This window comes from Pseudarthrobacter quantipunctorum, from assembly GCF_045291495.1.
Lineage (GTDB): Bacteria > Actinomycetota > Actinomycetes > Actinomycetales > Micrococcaceae > Arthrobacter > Arthrobacter quantipunctorum.
Genome location: NZ_CP148033.1, coordinates 2,536,814 through 2,553,503 on the forward strand (window position 1 = coordinate 2,536,814; position 16,690 = coordinate 2,553,503).

The window sequence follows — 16,690 nt, forward strand, 5'->3', positions numbered from 1 at the left end:
GAGAAGCCTTGGCGTCCTTTTCGACCGCCGGGCTCAGGTCAACAGCGTCGTTCATGAATTCGTCTCCTCGTCGGGAACCACCTGGGTGCCGATGCCCGCGGTGGTAAAGGTTTCCAGCAGCATGGAGTGGGCCAGCCGCCCGTCCACAATGTGCGCGCGCTCCACGCCGCCGTCGATGGCCTTGAGGCAGGCCTCCATCTTGGGGATCATGCCGGATTCCAGCGAGGGCAGGAGCCCGCGCAGGTCCGAGGCCTTCAGGGAGGAGATCAGCGAGGACTTGTCCGGCCAGTTGGCATAGAGGCCTTCGACGTCGGTGAGGATCACCAGTTTGGAGGCCCCGAGCGCTTCGGCCAGGGCTGCGGCCGCGGTGTCCGCGTTGACGTTGAGCACCTGTCCCGTGGTCTGGACGCTGCCGTCGGCTGCGAACCCGTCGGTGTCGATCTCCGGGGCCACCGTGGAGATCACGGGGATGCGGCCGGCGGCGAGGATGTCCAGGATGCCTTCCGGGTTCACGCCCACCACTTCACCCACCAGGCCCAGGTCAACGTCTTCGCCGTCAATGACGGTGCCGGTACGCACAGCGCGGAGCAGCCCGCCATCCTCACCGGACATGCCCACGGCATAGGGGCCATGGGAGTTGATCAGCCCAACCAGTTCGCGGCCCACCTGGCCCGTGAGGACCATGCGCACCACGTCCATGGCTTCGGGAGTGGTGACCCGCAGGCCGCCCTTGAACTCGGACTCGATGCCCAGCCGGGCCAGCATGGCGTTGATCTGGGGGCCGCCGCCGTGCACCACCACGGGGTGGATGCCCACGTGGTGCAGGAAAACAACGTCCTCGGCGAAGGCACGGCGCAGCTCGTCGTTGACCATGGCGTTGCCGCCGTACTTGATCACCATGGTGGTGCCGGCAAAGCGCTGGATCCAGGGCAGCGCCTCGATCAGCGTGCCGGCCTTGCTTTGGGCGTCAAGCATGGACGTGGTTTCGCGGGTGCGGGTGTTCATCAGGGAGTTTCTCCAGGTTTGCCGGGCGCCGGTAGGCCGGCTCAAATGGTTTGTCAGCTCGAGTAGGCGCTGTTCTCGTGCACGTAGTCGTGGGTCAGGTCGTTCGTCCAGATGGTGGCCTCGGCGTTGCCGGCCTGGAGGTCGATTTCCACCAGGACCTCGCGCGGTTCCAGGTCCACCAGGCCGCGGTCGTCGCCGATGCTGCCGTTGCGGCAGATCTGGACGCCGTTCATGGCCACGTTGAGCTGGTCGGGTTCGAAGACGGCGTCGGTGGTGCCGACCGCGGACAGCACCCGTCCCCAGTTGGGGTCCTTGCCGAAGATGGCGGCCTTGAAGAGGTTGGAGCGGGCCACGGAGCGGCTGACCGTTTCGGCGTCCGCTTCGCTGGCGGCATTGAAGGTGCGGATGGCGATGTCGTGGCTGGCACCTTCGGCATCGGCGATCAGCTTCCGGGCCAGTTCGGCGCAGACCTGGGTCAGGCCGGCAGCGAATACCTCTGCTGACGGCACGGCGCCGGATGCGCCGGAGGAGAGCAGGACGACGGTGTCGTTGGTGGACATGCAGCCGTCCGAGTCTGCCCGGTCGAACGTGACCCGGGTGGCGTCGCGGAGGACGACGTCGAGCAGTTCCGCGTCAACTGCCGCATCCGTGGTGAGGACCACCAGCATGGTGGCCAGGCCGGGAGCCAGCATGCCCGCACCCTTGGCAATGCCGCCAATGGAAAACTCCTCGCCATCGGCATCGGTGCCAATAAACAGCGCCGCTTTGGGAACGGAGTCGGTGGTCATGATGGCGGTCGCTGCCTCGGGGCCGCCGTCGGCGCTCAGCGCGGCAGCCGCAGCCTCCACGCCGGGAAGGATCTTGTCCATGGGCAGCTGCTCGCCGATCAGGCCTGTGGAACACACAAAAACGTCCGTGGCGGAGATGTCCAGGACCTTGGCCACCTTTTCGGCGGTGCTGTGCGTGTTCTGGAAACCGGCTGGCCCGGTGCAGGCGTTGGCTCCGCCGGAGTTGAGGACCACCGCGTCCACGCGGCCGTCCGAGACCACCTGGCGGGACCAGTGCACAGGGGCGGCGGCGACGCGGTTGCTGGTGAAGACGGCGGCGGCGGCCTTGGACGGGCCGTCATTGACTACCAGGGCAAGGTCCGGCTTGCCGGAGGCTTTGAGTCCGGCGGTGACGCCGGCGGCCCGGAATCCACGGGGGGCGGTAACGGTCACGGGGCAACTCCCTGCAGGTCAAGGCCAGCGGTTTCCGCCAGGCCGAGGGCAATGTTCATGGACTGGACGGCGCCGCCGGCGGTCCCTTTGGTGAGGTTGTCGATGGCGCAGGTAACGATCACCCGGCCGGTGTGGGAATCGAACGCCAGCTGCATGGCGGCGTGGTTTGACCCCTGCACGGACTTCGTGGCGGGCCACTGGCCTTCCGGGAGGACGTGGACGAACGGTTCGTCGTCGTACGCGTCGGTCCAGGCCTGGCGCAGCTGCTCCCCCGTGGTACCGGCTTTGACCTTCGCCGTCGCCGTCGTGAGGATGCCCCGGCTCATGGGTGCCAGGGTGGGAGTAAAGGACACGGTGACCTGTTCACCCGCGGCATTGGACAGTCCCTGTTCGATCTCGGGCGTATGCCGGTGGCCGCCGCCAACGCCGTAGGGGCTCATGGAGCCCATGACTTCTGAACCGATGAGGTTCACCTTGGCGGCCTTGCCCGCGCCGGAGGTGCCGGAGGCAGAGACGATGACGACGTCGTCGGGCTGGAGGAGCCCGACGGCGAACCCGGGCGCCAAGGCCAGCAGGGCCGACGTCGGATAGCAGCCGGGCACGGCGATGCGGTTGGCGCCCTTGAGGGCTTCGCGCTGGCCCGGGAGCTCCGGCAGGCCGTAGGGCCACGTGCCGGCGTGGGCGGAACCATAGAACTTTTCCCAGGCCGCCGGGTCCTCCAGCCGGTGGTCCGCGCCGGCATCTATGACGACGGTCCCTGCCGGCAGCTGGGCTGCTATCTCAGCAGAGGCGCCGTGCGGCAGGGCCAGGAAGACGACGTCGTGGCCGGACAGGTTGTCCACGGTGGTGTCCTCGAGGATGCGGCTTGCCAGCCCGTGCAGGTGGGGCTGCAGTTCGCCGAGCCGGGAACCGGCATTGCTGTGGGCTGTGATGGCTCCAATGGTGACGCCAGGATGCCCAGCCAGGAGGCGCAGGACCTCTCCCCCGGCGTATCCGCTGGCACCGGACACTGCAACAGAAATAGTCATGACCACAACCATACAGCAAAAGTATTCACTGAGGCCGATATTTATGCATGCAGCGGAAGGTGGCCGCTATGGGGCTTCCGTGGACTGTCCCTAGGATGGTGGCAGCAGCCGGAGCCGGAAACGCCGGGACCGGGAAAGGTGAGCAATGACCCACGCAATCGTCGCACGTCAGGCAGGCGGACCGGAAGTCCTTACCTACGAGGACATAGAACGCCCTGTCCCGGGACCTGGCCAGCTCCTGGTGAAGGTGGGAGCAGCGGGCGTTAACTTCATCGACACGTACAAGCGCAGCGGCACCTACAAGGTCCCCTTCCCGTTCACCCCAGGGTCAGAAGCCGCCGGCACCGTTGAAGAGGTGGGCGACGGCGTCACGGGGTTCGTCCCCGGCGACCGGGTGGCCACGGCGGAAGGCATCTACTGCTACGCGGACTATGCGTTGGTTGATGAGGCCGCAGCCCTGCCGGTTCCGCACGGCCTGGACGACCTGACGGCGGCCGCGCTGCCCCTGCAGGGCATCACCGCCCACTACCTGATGAACTCCACCTTCAAGGTGGAGCCGGGGCACACCGTCCTGCTGCACGCGGGCGCGGGAGGTGTGGGCCTGCTGCTGATCCAGCTGCTCAAGGCCCGCGGGGCGGAAGTCATCACCACCGTGTCCACAGACGCGAAGGAGCAGCTCGCGCGCGAGGCCGGCGCACACCATGTGCTGCGGTATGAAGGCTTCGCTGCGCGGGTCAGGGACATCACCAGCGGCACCGGCGCGGACGTGGTGTACGACGGCGTTGGGAAGGACACCTTCGACGGCTCACTGGCCGCATTGCGCGTCAGGGGGATGCTGGTCCTCTTCGGTGCTGCCTCCGGCCCGGTTCCGCCCGTTGATCCCCAGCGCCTGAATGCCGGCGGCTCGCTGTTCCTGACCAGGCCCACCATTGGGCACTACCTGAGGGACGCCGCGGAGCGCCGCTGGCGCTCCGGCGAAGTATTCGCAGCGGCGGCGGACGGCAGTTTGAAGGTCCGCATCGGTGCCCGGTACCCCCTGGTGCAGGCTGCCCAGGCCCATCGGGACCTGGAAGGGCGGCGCACCACGGGAAAGGTCATCCTGGTTCCGTAGGGCAGCCTCCGCAGACATGGAAAGGTCCCCGCAGCCGTGTGGCTGCGGGGACCTTTCCTGTTGGTGCAGGTTTGCGGCTAGCGCTGGACGGCGCCGAAGCGTTCGGCTGCCAGGGCCACTGCGCCTTCCCGTGCGGCTGATGCCTCGTCCGCCGTGAGGGTCCGGTCGTTGGCGCGGAACCGAAGCCCGAACGCGAGTGACTTCTTGCCTTCCTCGATGCCCTTGCCTGCGTAGACGTCGAAGAGCGCCACGTCCTCCAGCAGTTCACCGGCACCTTCGCGCAGGGCCGCCAGGACGTCATCGGCGGGGACTTCAGCAGGAACCACCAGCGCCACGTCCTGGGTGGCCACCGGGTACGTGGAGATGTGGCGCGCCACGATCACGTCCGGCGCGGCGTCGAACAGCGCGTCGGCGTTGAGCTCCAGTGCAACCGAGCGGGCGGGCATGTCCGATGCCGCCAACAGCTTGGGGTGCAGCTCACCGGCGTAGCCCACCACCTCACCGTTGCGCAGTGACAACTGTGCTGCACGGCCGGGATGGAAAGCCTGGTGGGTGCCCTGGCTTACCAGCACCTCCACGCCCAGCACGTCCCCGGCAACCCGGGCAAGGTCCAGGGCGTCAGCCCAGTCCCAAGGCCGCGGCGCATGGCCGGCCGCTGCCGGGGAGTCATGTCCTGTGAGCACTGCGGCGAGGTGGAACGGCTGGTCCGGGACGCCGTCGTAGAGTCCATCCAGCACCTCATCGGAGGGCTTGACGCCGAGCGGCGGGATGGAGGCAGTGCCCACTGTGCCGCCGGGCAGGAACACCAGGCCTGATTCGAAGAGTGCCAGGTCGCGGAAACCGCGCGAATGGTTCCGCTTGGCCACCTCGATGAGTCCGGGCAGGATGGACGTGCGCAGGAAGCCCTGCTCTTCGCTGATCGGGTTCGCGAGCTTGACCGCGGTCCGGTCCGCTCCTTGTTCGGCTACACCGAAGGTGTCGTTGGCCGCCTTGGACACAAAGGGGTAGGACAGGACTTCGGTGAGGCCTGCATCCGCCAGCGCCTGGATCAGGCGGCGGCGCTGCTGCTGCACCCGCGTCAGGCCGCGACCGGGAGGCGCCACCGGAAGCGTGGCGGGAATCTTGTCGTAGCCCACCAGCCGGGCAATCTCCTCGGAGAGGTCCTCCTTGGTTTCCAAGTCGTTCCGCCAGCTGGGCGCCGTAACGGTCCAGCCGCCGTCGTTCTTCTCCACCGCCGCGCCAAGGTCCTCCAGGGACGTGACGATCTGCTCTTCGGTGAAGTCGATGCCGATGCGGGCGGCAGCGAAGGCCTCAGGCAGTTCGATGCTGACGGAGTCCGGGGCGGTCCCCACATCGGTTCCGGCCTGGTCCGCCGTTCCACCGGCCAGCTCGACGAGCAGGTCAACCACCCGCTGGGCGGCGATGCCGGCCACGTGCCAGTCCACGCCGCGCTCGAAGCGCTTGGACGCTTCAGACGGCAGCTTGTGGCGGCGCCGGGAACGGGCAATGGACACCTCGTCGAAGTGCGCAGCTTCCACCAGAATGGTCGAAGTCGAATCCCCCACCTCTGTTGCCGCGCCGCCCATCACTCCGGCGATGCCGATCGGGCCGGAGGCGTCCGTGATCAGCAGGTCCTCGGCGTCGAGCGCGCGTTCCTTGCCATCGAGGGTGGTGATCTTCTCGCCGGCCAGGGCCCGGCGCACCACGATGTCCCCGGACAGCGTGTCCTGGTCGTAGCAGTGCGTGGGCTGGCCGAGTTCCAGCATCACGTAGTTGGAGATGTCCACGGGCAGGGAGATGGAACGGATGCCGGCAAGGCGCAGCCGTGAAACCATCCACGGGGGCGTGGGCTTGGTGGCGTCCACGCCGCGGACGGTGCGGGCCACGAACCTGTCGCATCCGGGCTTGCCGTAAATGGGGGCATCGTCATTGATCTTGACGCCGTAGCCGCCCGAAAGCTCTGCAGGAGCGGTAACCCGGGAGGCGGGATCCGTGAAGGTGGTTCCGGTGGCGTGGGCGTACTCGCGGGCAACCCCGCGGATGGAGAACGCATAGCCGCGGTCCGGCGTGACGTTGATTTCGGCGGCCTGGTCGTAGAGGCCAAGGAGCTCCATGGCGTCAGTGCCGATTTCGGGGTCCAGCCCGATGCGGGACAGCACCAGGATGCCGTCGTGGTCCTCGCCGATGCCGAGTTCGCGGACGGAGGCGATCATGCCTGCGGACAGGTGTCCGTAGGTTTTCCGCGCCGAGATGTGGAAGTTGCCCGGCAGCACGGCGCCCGGGAGGGTGACCACCACTTTGTCGCCCTCAACGAAGTTGTGGGCGCCGCAGATGATGCCCTGCACGCCGGAGGGGTCGATGCCGTCGCCGGTGAGGGTCTGCTCCTGGCCTTCGGGAACCACCCGGACCTGGCACCAGTTGATGGTCTTGCCGTTGGTTTGGGGCTCCTTGGCCAGGCTCAGGACCTGGCCAACCACGATGGGCCCCTGCAAGGTGTCCGTGGGGCGGTGGACGTCCTCTTCTTCAAAACCGACCTTGACCAGCTCGGTCATGACGTCTTCTGCCGTTGCTCCGGCCGGTACCTCTGCGAATTCACGCAGCCAGGAAAGTGGGATACGCACTGTTAGATCTCCATCCCGAAGTGCTCGCTGAAACGTACATCGCCTTCGATCATGTCGCGCATGTCCCCCACTTCGTTGCGGAACATAAGGGTGCGCTCGATGCCCATGCCGAAGGCAAAACCTGAATACACGTCCGGATCGATGCCGGCCGCGCGGAGCACGTTGGGGTTGACCATGCCGCAGCCGCCCCACTCGATCCAGCGCGGGCCGCCCTTGGCGCCGGGGTGCCAGATGTCCAGCTCCGCTGACGGCTCAGTGAACGGGAAGTAGTTGGGACGCAGCCGGATCTGGGCTTCGTCGCCGAACATCTGCCGTGCGAAGTGCTCCAGCGTGCCGCGGAGGTCAGCCATGCTCAGGTGCTTGTCGATGGCGAGGCCCTCGAACTGGTGGAACACCGGGGTGTGGGTGGCATCGAGTTCGTCGGTGCGGAACACCTTGCCCGGGCACAACACATAGATGGGCAGCTCACGCTCGAGCATGGAGCGGACCTGTACCGGCGAGGTGTGCGTGCGCATCAGCAGGTGGGCTTCGGGCGGCTCCACGAAGAAGGTGTCCTGCATTTCGCGGGCGGGGTGGTCCGGCTTGAAGTTAAGGGCGTCGAAGTTGAACCATTCCGACTCGACCTCGGGGCCTTCGGCGATTTCCCAGCCCATGCCCACGAAGATGTCCGCCACGCGGTCCTGGAGCGTGGAGAGCGGGTGCCGGGCACCGGCACGGCGGCGGCGGGGCGCGGCGGTGACGTCCACGGTCTCTTCCAGGAGGATCCGGGCGTCGTTTTCCGCTTCCAGCTCCGCCGTACGGTCGGCGAGCGCCTTGTTGACCCGTCCGCGCGAAGCGCCCATCAGCTTTCCGGCGAGGGCCTTCTGGTCCTTGGGCAGCTTGCCAATCTCACGGTTGGCAAGGCTGAGCGGGGACTTCTCGCCGGTATGGGCGAGCCGCACCGCCTTCAGCTCGTCAAGGGTGCCAGCGCCGGCAATGGCGGCGATGGCCTGGTCTACAGCGGCAGTGATGGCGGCTTCATCCGTGGGGTTCGGGATGGCGGCGCCCGGCAAAGTTTCAGTCATCTACTGTTCTTAGCTACGAGTCGTGGCTGCCGGTGAACGGGGCAGCCCTGCACGGTTTCCCGGGGGCGCGTCCGTCACTGGCAGGTCATGGATGAATGTCCCCAATGCCAACTGTGCATTCCGGTTCATTCAATGACCAGGTCAGGGCACACCGGCTGAGCCGGCGGCCACTGCCCTCCAGTCTAATTGAAGGCTCCGGCTACCATAGCCTCATGACAGTGCCGCGGCGCCCGGTAGCCCAAAAGCGCCTCACCGCTGCGCAGAGACTGCGGCAGGCGGCGAACCTGGCCAACGGCAGCACCGTCCTTGGCCTCGCCGTGGCCCTCGCCGCGCGCACGCGGATCAGCAGGGGCCCACGCGGCCTGATCCTGGCGTCCGGGTACAGGCTGCGGCTGCCTGTCGCCGGGGCCTTCACACTGGGCAACGTGGTGCTGTGCCGGTGCAGCTCCGCTGAGCTGTTGTCCAGGCCGGCCCTGCTGGGCCACGAGGAAAAGCACTGCACGCAATACGCATGGTGCCTGGGCGCGCCGTTCCTTCCCCTGTATCTCCTGGCCGCAGGGTGGTCGCTGGTGCGCACCGGCAACCCGGGGACGCGCAATCCCTTTGAGCGCCACGCCGGACTGGAAGCCGGCGGATATCCAGCACACAAAACCCGCCGCCGGCCCTCGCGCCGCCCCCGGACTGAAGTGGAGGTCTGACGCATGCCCACTGCTCATGACGCCGATGAAAGGGGCGGCGCCACCAGCGCCGGCGTCTCCCCCGGCACGGTCCGCGTATCGGGAACAGGCTCGGCGGAAGCTGCCCCTGACCTTACGGTGGTTTCCATCGGTGTGGAATGCCGGGCCGATTCGGTGGGGCAAGCCTACGCCCGGGCCGGAGCCGGCCTGGCCGCCGTTACTGCCTCCTTCCGCAGCCACGGGGTTACCGGCTCCGACATCCGCACATCGGGCCTCAACGTCCGTGCGGACCTCGCCTGGCGCGAAGGCGAAGGGCAGCGCGTCACCGGATACGTCGCGTCCAGCACCCTCACCGTGAAGCTGAGGGCTCCCGGTTCCGTCTCAGCCGCCATCTCGGAAGCCGTAGAGGAGGGCGGGAACGACGTCCGGCTGAACGGCGTCGAACTCACCTTCAGCGATGACGCGGCTGTGCGGGCACGCGCCCGGGAGGCCGCCTGGCTTGACGCCCTCAGCACCGCCAGGCAGTACGCGCAGCTTGCCTCGGCCCGGCTGGGACGCGTGCTTTCGGTAGCGGAGGAAGGCGCAGTCCACGGTCCAGTGCCGCTGCCGCGGATGCAGCGGGCTGCTGCCGTGGAATCCCTCAGCGTGGAGGCCGGCAATTCCGTGGTGGATGCGGCAGTGGCCGTGGAGTGGGAACTCCTGGCCGACACGTAGGCACACTCCCGGAAAGAGACCAGGAGCCGCGGCAACCCCCAATGCTTGACATTAGTTCGAACATAGATTCGAATGGACGGCATGAGATGGGATGCCCAAGCACTGATGGCCCGGCCCGCGGAATCGGCTGCGAATGCCCCGTCCCCCGCGCTGCTTCCCTTGGCCGGCCTGGTCCGCTCCATCACAACCCCCGAGTTCGCAGGGATTACCTTCCATGAGGTCACCGCCAAATCGGTGCTCAACAAGGTGCCTGCCGGCTCACGGATGCCCTTTGAATGGACCATCAACCCTTACCGGGGCTGCAGCCACGCCTGCGTGTACTGCTTTGCCCGCAAGAGCCACACCTACCTTGATTTCGACGCCGGGCTGGACTTTGACAGCCAGGTAGTAGTGAAAGTCAACGCGGCCGAGGTACTCCGGAAAGAACTGGCCAAGCCATCCTGGATGCGCCAGCAGGTTGCCCTGGGTACCAACACGGACCCCTATCAGCGGGCCGAAGGTCGATACCAGCTCATGCCCGGCATCATCACCGCCCTTGCCGAGTCCGGCACTCCCCTGTCCATCCTCACCAAGGGGACCCTGCTTGCCCGGGACATTCCCCTCCTCAAGAGCGCGGCTGCCCAAGTGCCCGTGGGCCTTGGCATCTCGCTGGCCATGACAGACGAAGCCCTGTCCGAGGCCATTGAGCCCGGAACACCGGGTCCCCGGGCACGCCTGAAGCTCGTTTCCCGCCTCCGTGAAGCCGGCCTGCCCTGCGGCGTCATGGCCATGCCCATCCTGCCGTGGCTCTCGGACAGCGATGAAGCCCTTGATGCGTTGTTTGCGTCCCTGGCTGCCGCGGGGTCCACCGGCGTCACGGCCGGAGCCCTGTACCTCAAGCCGGGGACCAGGGAGTGGTTCATGAAGTGGATTGCGGCCAACCATCCCGGGCTTGCAGGCCGCTACCGCCGGCTCTACGGGACGGGTTCGTACGCGTCCAAGGAGTACCGCTCGTGGCTTGCGGGCAAAGTCCGGTACTTCAAAGCCCGCCACGGGTTTACCAACACCTCCGGCTTCAGCCACAGGGACCTCGAGGACGATCCCCGCGGTGAGGAAGCCGAGTATCCCGAAGGCATCATTCCCCAGGCGGCAGCGGCGCGAGGGAAGTCAGCGGCCGCAGGCACATCAGCAGCCGGGGGCAACGGTGCTTCCGGGGGGCAGGCAACGCTTTTCTAGGGCAGTGTGCTTTCTGCCTTGACGGCGACCGCGTCAAGCAGGGCCCGGACTATGGGGAAGTCCGCGGGAATCCATGGCAGGTCCAGGACCGCACTGTGGTTGTCCAGTCTTACCCACCGAAGGTCGTCGTGGTCCTCAAGGGGCTGCGGCTCCCCGTGGGTGATCTCCGCGAACCACACCCGCATGCTTGCGCGGGGGTTCAATGGCCAGCCGCCCGGAACCTGGGACGCGAGTTCGGCGCCGAGCCGGACACCGACGCCCAGTTCCTCGAGCAGTTCGCGGGCCAGCGCCGCCTTCGGTTCCTCACCGGGCTCCACTTTGCCGCCCGGGAACTCCCAGAGTCCTGCCAACTGCTCCGGAGCGCTGCGCCGCGCCACCAGCAGCATGGAAGGTTCAGCCAGGCTGTCCACAACGGCTCCGCCTACTACCTGTATCAGTCCATTCACCGCCCCATTCTATGGGGGACAATGAATGGACCAGCTGCAAGTCTCCACCCGCAACGGGAATACTGGTTCCCCTTTCCGGGTTGTCTGCAGGGTCCGGACTTCTCCTGCCCCACTGCCGTGGCATTGGTCCATCACTACTTTCCTCCTTCGAAAAGCAGGCTTATGAGCAGCGTCCTCCAAACGTCCACGGCAGCCCCCGCCCGATCCACCAACCTGGCCATGGCCATCCTCGCCCTCGCCATGGGCGGGGTGGGCATTGGAGTTACCGAATTCACCATGATGGGCCTGCTGCCCGAAGTCGAGCAGGGCCTTGGGGTTTCCACGCCCGAAGCAGGCCACCTCATCTCTGCCTATGCCCTGGGGGTCGTGGTGGGAGCCCCGCTGCTGGCCGCGGTGGGCGCCAAGCTCCCACGCAAGCACCTGGCGCTCGGACTGATGATGTTCTTCACGGTGGCCAACCTGGCCTCATTCCTGGCCCCGGATTACGGAACAATGCTGGTGTCGCGCTTCGCAGCCGGCCTGCCGCACGGCGCATTTTTCGGGGTGGCAGCAGTCATCGCCGCCTCCCTGGTGCCACCCACACGGAGGGGCTGGGCCATTTCAATGGTGATGGCCGGCCTGAGCATTTCCAACGTGGTGGGAGTTCCGTTTGCCACCTGGTTGGGCCAGGCGTACGGATGGCGGCTCCTGTTCATCCTGGTGGGGCTGATCGGCCTGCTGACCCTTGCCCTAGTGTGGAAGTTTGTCCCCTTCCATGAGGCCCATCCGGATGCGAGCATTCGGCGTGAACTGGGTGCGCTCAAACGCCTTCAGGTGTGGCTGGCCATTCTGATCGGCATTGTGGGCTTTGGCGGCTTCTTTGCCACCTACACCTACATCGCCCACACCATGACCATGGTGGCGGGCATTCCGTCCTCTTTGATTCCCATGGTGGTGGCCCTGTACGGGCTGGGGATGGTGGCCGGCAACATTGTGGGCGGCCGGATTGCGGACAGGTCCGTCATGGGCACCCTCTACAAGGTGCTGCCCGGCATCGCCGTTGCCCTGGTGGTGTACGCCGTGGCCGTCCAGTGGCCCTGGTCAGCCTTTGTCATGGTATTCGTGGTGGGTGCTTCCGGGTCCATGCTGATCCCGGCCCTGCAGACCCGGCTCCTGGACGCGTCGCCGGATGCCCCCTCCCTGGCATCATCGCTGAACCATGCGGCCCTGAACGTCGCCAACGCCCTCGGGGCATTCATGGGCGGACTGGTGATCGCTCTGGGATGGGGCTACACAGCTCCCGCCCTGGTGGGTGCCGTCCTCGCCCTGCTGGGGCTCGGCGTCGCAATAGCCAGCGGACTGCTCGAGCGGAAGAAGCCGCTGGCCGCCTGATCCCTGAAGTGCTGATTCACCCGCGCCCCGCACCCGGCCGCCCTACCCGCTGGCATACGGATCCCCCGCCTGGAGGCCTGCTGACTTTACGTGGCCCTTATGTTAGCTTGAGCCACATCGGGACCATGAGATCCCGGTCACTATAAGGAGGAGACATGGGTTTTCTTGCTTGGATTATTCTGGGCCTCATCGTAGGGGCCATTGTTAAGGCCGTCATGCCCGGACGGGTTGGCGGCGGCTGGGTGACCAGCCTGGTTCTGGGCGTCGTTGGCGCCATCGTGGGCGGCTGGATTGGAAGCCTCCTGTTCAACAGGGGCGATCTTGCCTTCTTCGACCTCGGCACCTGGATTCTCGCTATCGTCGGCGGCCTGGTTGTGGCCGGCATCTACGGAGCAATCACCGGCCGCGGAAAGGCTACCCGCGCACCCTGATCCGCTCTCGGGAAGAACATCAACTAACAAGGGCTCCGGTGAACCGGAGCCCTTACATGTTTAAGCGTGCCCAATTTATTTGAAGCGCGCACAGCCTTGGGCCTGGGAAGCTGAAGCGGCCGGATGCTTAGGCCGTCACCGGCACCGGAAGGTGCTGGGAACGCGCGCTGGCGTAGAGGCAGACCGTAGCCGCTGTGCCCAGGTTGAGGCTTTCCGCGGAACCATACACCGGCACGGCTACCCGGTGGTCCGCAAGCGCGAGCTCTTCCTCCGAAAGTCCCTGGGCCTCGTTGCCGAACAGCCAGGCCGTCGGCTGCTCCAGGGCGTACTCGGATTCCGGGCCTTCGCCGGTCAGCCGGCGCCGGGCGTTCTCGTCCTGCAGGGTGTCCAGGTTGAGGGTCCCGTAACCGTCCGCTGCCAGGACGCCGATCCCCCTGGCACGGCAGGCGGCCGCAAGTTCGTCAACGTCCGCGCCCAGCACCACAGGAAGGTGGAACAGTGAGCCTGCTGTGGACCTGACGGCTTTGGGGTTGTAGATGTCAACGCTGGAGGCCGTCAGGATAACGGCGTCGGCTCCGGCCGAGTCCGCCGCGCGCAGGACCGTTCCGGCGTTACCGGGGTCGCGGACCTGGCAGAGCACGGCAATCAGGCGGGGCCCGGCGTCGAGCACTTCCTGCAGGGCAACGTCAAGGAAACGGCAGACGGCGATGATGCCCTGCGGGTTGACGGTGTCCGCCATGGCAGCTAGGACTTCATCCGTGGCCAGGCGGGCACTGACTCCCTGGGACAGTTCCTCGAATTCCGGATGCCGGTCAAGGCAGCTTTCACTGGCGAAAACTTCGGTGACCACCCCGGGCTGGCCATCGGCCACCCGCTGCTGATGGAGCCGGAGCGCTTCCCGCACTGCCTGGGGCCCTTCGGCAAGGAACTGTCCGCGCTTTAAACGGGCCGGGCGCCCGGCAAGTTTCGCCACGTCCCTCACCCGATCAGCTCGGGGATTGGACAGTGGAAAATCTTGCGGGCGCCCGGTTTCGTTCATATAAGAACTTTAGTGGCTGCTGCCACCGGTTCTTGAACCGTCCCTGGCGGGAACAGTCAGCTGCTAGGCAACAACCTTCTTGGCGGAGGTGTCGGCAGGCAGGGAATCCTTGGCAACCTTGACCAGCGCTGCGAAAGCGTTGGCGTCGGAAACGGCCAGTTCGGCGAGCATGCGGCGGTCAACCTCAACCTCAGCGGCCTTCAGGCCCTGGATCAGACGGTTGTAGGTGAGGCCGTTGGCGCGGGATGCAGCGTTGATGCGCTGGATCCACAGGCGGCGGAAGTCGCCCTTCTTCTTCTTGCGGTCGCCGTAGCTGTACACAAACGAGTGCAGCAGCTGCTCTTTGGCCTTGCGGTACAGGCGTGAACGCTGTCCACGGTAGCCCTTTGCGCGTTCAAGAATAACCCGGCGCTTCTTGTGGGCGTTGACCGCCCTCTTCACACGTGCCACGTGCGTACTCCTTCGAAAATTCTGCTCCCAAGCATCTACTGCCGGTAGTCCCGGCGGCCTGAGAAGGCTTTTTGGTAGGTGACTTACACCAGGTGGTGGTCAGTCAAAGAACTTGGAAACTAGATGCCGAGCATCTTCCGGATGACCTTGGCGTCGCCCTTGAAGACGATCTTGTCGCCGGCGAGGCGGCGGGTCAGCCTGGAGGACTTGTGCTCGAGGTAGTGGCGGCGGTTGGCCTGCTGGCGGCGCAGCTTGCCGCTGCCGGTCAGCTTGAAGCGCTTCTTGGCACCACTGTGGGTCTTCATCTTCGGCATGGGAACCGATCTCCTTACGTTCCGCAGGCTGGGCCTGCAGCTCTATCGCGCAGCTGCCCCTCAGGGCGGCGTGCTGGTTGCTGACTGCCGGAGGGCGACCTCCGGCAGCTGTGGACTAAGTGGTCTTCTTGCTGGCCGGCTTTGGCGCTGCCTTGGGGGCGGGCCGTGCGGCAGGCTTCGGCGCAGCGGGCCTGGCCACCGGCTTCGGCGGAGCAGGCACTGCCGCAGGCTTCGGCCCGGCGGCCGGAGCAGCTGCAGCAGGCTTCTCTGCAGCAGCCTTCGGTGCCGGCGCGGCCTTGGGCTCTGCTGCCTTGGGAGCAGCCGCCTTGGGTGCAGCGGCAGCCTTCGGCGCTTCGGCCTTCGGGGCTTCGGCCTTCGGGGCTTCCTGCTTCGGAGCAGCGGCCTTGGGGGCCTCCTGCTCCGGCGCTTCGGCTGCGGCGGGCTCGACGACGGCTGCCGGCTCCTGGACAGGAGCCTCGGCTGCTGCCTCGGGTTCGGTCGAGACGGTGAATCCCTCGGGAAGCAGATCCGCCAGTGACTGGGTCATGGGTGCCTGGTCGTCGCCGGAGGTGTCAACGCGGCCGGAAGCCTTGGCTTCGTTCTGCGCCTTCGCTTCGGCACGCTGCGTAGCGCGGCGGGCTTCGGCCTTGGCCTCTGCCTTGTTCTTCAGCGGACCAACCACCATGACCATGTTGCGGCCGTCGATGCGGGGGCTGGACTCAACAACACCAACCTCCGCGACGTCGTCGGCGAAGCGCTGGAGCAGGCGGATGCCCATCTCCGGACGCTGCTGCTCGCGGCCACGGAACTGGATCATGGCCTTGACTTTGTCACCGGCACCGAGGAAGCGCAGTGCATGCCCGCGCTTGGTCTCGTAGTCGTGGGTGTCGATCTTCAGGCGGAAGCGGATTTCCTTCAGAACGGTGTTCGTCTGGTTCTTCCGCGCTTCACGTGCCTTAACCGCGGCCTCGTACTTGTACTTGCCGAAGTCCATCAGCTTGCACACCGGAGGCTTCGCCTGAGGTGCAACTTCAACGAGATCAAGGTCAGACTCGGCAGCCAGACGCAGGGCATCCTCAATACGGACGATTCCTACCTGTTCACCTGCAGGGCCGACCAGCCGCACCTCGGGGACGCGGATACGCTCATTGATTCTTGGCTCGCTAATGTTAAAGCTCCTGTTGTTGTTGTGGAATCCCGGCAAATAGAGAAGGCCCCCAATTGCCGGAGCAATCGAAGGCCTCTGATAGGTCGGATGCAGATCCCGCGAAGGGACTGCGCACACCGCTCCGGCTGATACCGGGGCCATGCCCAACCAGGTACCCGGCAACCTTGAGTTCCAAAACATCCGGAACAGCGGCTGGCGCGGGTGGGAGAGAACTCCGCTTGCAAACTGCATGCCATCATACAGAAAAAATTCCCGTCAACGCTGTGCAGCGCCGGTGGGAACCTTGATCGTTGGAACAATCTCTGAAATAACGACATCCAGTCGGTCTGTGTCAAGCTTACCAGTATGAGCACCCCAGACAGTAATTCATACGTTTTCGAGCCTGCGGCGGATGAGGCAGGTGCCGCTGGCGACGTCTCGCAGCAGATCCGCGACATTTCCGAAGTGCCGGCGATCGAGGTCATCACCACAGCGGCCGTCCACCTGATGAGTGCAGCCGCAGTGAAGCTGGGGCTGGCGGCCGAGGACAATGCCGAGGAACTGAAGGACCTGGACGAGGCCCGGAAACTGATTACCGCCCTGGCCGGCCTGGTGACCGCCGCCGCCCCGGAGATCGGTTCACAGCACGCCGGACCCTTGCGTGACGGACTGCGGTCCCTGCAGCTGGCGTTCCGCGAAGAGTCCTTGATCCCCGACGCCCCGGGCAAGGGCCCGGGCGAGAAGTACACCGGGGCAGTTAACTGACCGGACCGCAACACCCTTTTCTAAACCCCCGACGACGGCGGGACGGCCTTCAAAGGTCGTCCCGCCGTCGTC

At 66.1% G+C, this 16,690-nt stretch carries 17 protein-coding genes; 7 read left to right on the forward strand and 10 right to left on the reverse strand.

Annotated elements, in window-relative coordinates; genetic code table 11:
* Window positions 1-51 precede the first annotated feature (51 nt).
* Genes argB through argC form a run of 3 tightly spaced genes read right to left on the reverse strand, consistent with a single transcriptional unit; the run spans window position 52 to window position 3,253 of the window.
* Window positions 52-1,005, reverse strand: a complete 954-nt coding sequence (gene argB, locus WHH00_RS11500) for an acetylglutamate kinase (protein WP_406632883.1) — start codon at window positions 1,003-1,005, stop codon at window positions 52-54.
* A gap of 53 nt (window positions 1,006-1,058) precedes the next feature.
* Entirely contained in the window at window positions 1,059-2,225 is a 1,167-nt protein-coding gene (argJ, locus tag WHH00_RS11505; protein WP_406632885.1) for a bifunctional glutamate N-acetyltransferase/amino-acid acetyltransferase ArgJ, read from the reverse strand.
* The gene (gene argC / locus WHH00_RS11510; protein ID WP_406632887.1) at window positions 2,222-3,253 is read right to left on the reverse strand and encodes an N-acetyl-gamma-glutamyl-phosphate reductase; all 1,032 of its coding nucleotides are present in this window, start codon (window positions 3,251-3,253) and stop codon (window positions 2,222-2,224) included. Before argC ends, argJ begins: the two co-directional genes overlap by 4 nt.
* A 145-nt stretch (window positions 3,254-3,398) precedes the next feature.
* On the opposite strand from argC, the gene WHH00_RS11515 reads away from it, so the two are divergent.
* The gene (locus WHH00_RS11515; RefSeq protein ID WP_406632889.1) at window positions 3,399-4,364 is read left to right on the forward strand and encodes a quinone oxidoreductase family protein; all 966 of its coding nucleotides are present in this window, start codon (window positions 3,399-3,401) and stop codon (window positions 4,362-4,364) included.
* Window positions 4,365-4,441: 77 nt separating this feature from the next.
* Here the strand turns inward: WHH00_RS11515 and pheT are convergent, their stop codons facing one another.
* Together pheT and pheS are read right to left on the reverse strand one after the other, a co-directional pair.
* Complete coding sequence (pheT, locus tag WHH00_RS11520; protein WP_406632891.1) at window positions 4,442-6,985, reverse strand: phenylalanine--tRNA ligase subunit beta; 2,544 nt, start codon at window positions 6,983-6,985, stop codon at window positions 4,442-4,444.
* A gap of 2 nt (window positions 6,986-6,987) precedes the next feature.
* Window positions 6,988-8,049 (reverse strand): phenylalanine--tRNA ligase subunit alpha, encoded by a 1,062-nt coding sequence (gene pheS, locus WHH00_RS11525; protein ID WP_174180341.1) that lies wholly within the window; start codon window positions 8,047-8,049, stop codon window positions 6,988-6,990.
* A 212-nt stretch (window positions 8,050-8,261) separates the two neighbouring features.
* Here pheS and WHH00_RS11530 point away from each other — a divergent pair, with 212 nt between their 5' ends.
* From WHH00_RS11530 to WHH00_RS11540, 3 genes are all read left to right on the forward strand, one after another.
* Window positions 8,262-8,747, forward strand: coding sequence for a hypothetical protein (locus tag WHH00_RS11530; RefSeq protein WP_406632893.1), 486 nt, complete (start codon window positions 8,262-8,264; stop codon window positions 8,745-8,747).
* 3 nt (window positions 8,748-8,750) lie between these two features.
* Window positions 8,751-9,440, forward strand: a complete 690-nt coding sequence (locus tag WHH00_RS11535; protein WP_406632895.1) for an SIMPL domain-containing protein — start codon at window positions 8,751-8,753, stop codon at window positions 9,438-9,440.
* Between the two features lie 81 nt (window positions 9,441-9,521).
* The gene (locus WHH00_RS11540; protein WP_406632897.1) at window positions 9,522-10,655 is read left to right on the forward strand and encodes an Rv2578c family radical SAM protein; all 1,134 of its coding nucleotides are present in this window, start codon (window positions 9,522-9,524) and stop codon (window positions 10,653-10,655) included.
* Here the strand turns inward: WHH00_RS11540 and WHH00_RS11545 are convergent.
* On the reverse strand, window positions 10,652-11,101 hold the full coding sequence (locus tag WHH00_RS11545; RefSeq protein ID WP_406632899.1) for a (deoxy)nucleoside triphosphate pyrophosphohydrolase: 450 nt from the start codon (window positions 11,099-11,101) through the stop codon (window positions 10,652-10,654). The genes WHH00_RS11540 and WHH00_RS11545 overlap by 4 nt on opposite strands.
* A gap of 162 nt (window positions 11,102-11,263) precedes the next feature.
* Between WHH00_RS11545 and WHH00_RS11550 the strand changes: the two genes are divergently transcribed.
* Both WHH00_RS11550 and WHH00_RS11555 read left to right on the forward strand, forming a co-directional pair.
* Window positions 11,264-12,472, forward strand: coding sequence for an MFS transporter (locus WHH00_RS11550; protein WP_406632901.1), 1,209 nt, complete (start codon window positions 11,264-11,266; stop codon window positions 12,470-12,472).
* Window positions 12,473-12,627: 155 nt separating this feature from the next.
* Window positions 12,628-12,903: a GlsB/YeaQ/YmgE family stress response membrane protein gene (locus WHH00_RS11555; RefSeq protein ID WP_009358633.1), complete on the forward strand. Its 276-nt coding sequence runs from the start codon at window positions 12,628-12,630 to the stop codon at window positions 12,901-12,903.
* A 127-nt stretch (window positions 12,904-13,030) separates the two neighbouring features.
* Here the strand turns inward: WHH00_RS11555 and WHH00_RS11560 are convergent, their stop codons facing one another.
* The 4 genes from WHH00_RS11560 to infC all read right to left on the reverse strand — a co-directional run bounded on the left by WHH00_RS11560 (window position 13,031) and on the right by infC (window position 15,832).
* The gene (locus tag WHH00_RS11560) at window positions 13,031-13,942 is read right to left on the reverse strand and encodes a TrmH family RNA methyltransferase (protein ID WP_406632904.1); all 912 of its coding nucleotides are present in this window, start codon (window positions 13,940-13,942) and stop codon (window positions 13,031-13,033) included.
* 63 nt (window positions 13,943-14,005) lie between these two features.
* Window positions 14,006-14,392: a 50S ribosomal protein L20 gene (rplT, locus tag WHH00_RS11565; RefSeq protein WP_066274920.1), complete on the reverse strand. Its 387-nt coding sequence runs from the start codon at window positions 14,390-14,392 to the stop codon at window positions 14,006-14,008.
* Window positions 14,393-14,511: 119 nt separating this feature from the next.
* Window positions 14,512-14,706: a 50S ribosomal protein L35 gene (gene rpmI, locus WHH00_RS11570; protein ID WP_009358635.1), complete on the reverse strand. Its 195-nt coding sequence runs from the start codon at window positions 14,704-14,706 to the stop codon at window positions 14,512-14,514.
* Between the two features lie 115 nt (window positions 14,707-14,821).
* Window positions 14,822-15,832, reverse strand: coding sequence for a translation initiation factor IF-3 (gene infC / locus WHH00_RS11575; RefSeq protein ID WP_406632908.1), 1,011 nt, complete (start codon window positions 15,830-15,832; stop codon window positions 14,822-14,824).
* A 387-nt stretch (window positions 15,833-16,219) separates the two neighbouring features.
* Here infC and WHH00_RS11580 point away from each other — a divergent pair, with 387 nt between their 5' ends.
* Window positions 16,220-16,618, forward strand: coding sequence for a DUF1844 domain-containing protein (locus WHH00_RS11580; protein ID WP_174180349.1), 399 nt, complete (start codon window positions 16,220-16,222; stop codon window positions 16,616-16,618).
* Window positions 16,619-16,690 lie beyond the last annotated feature (72 nt).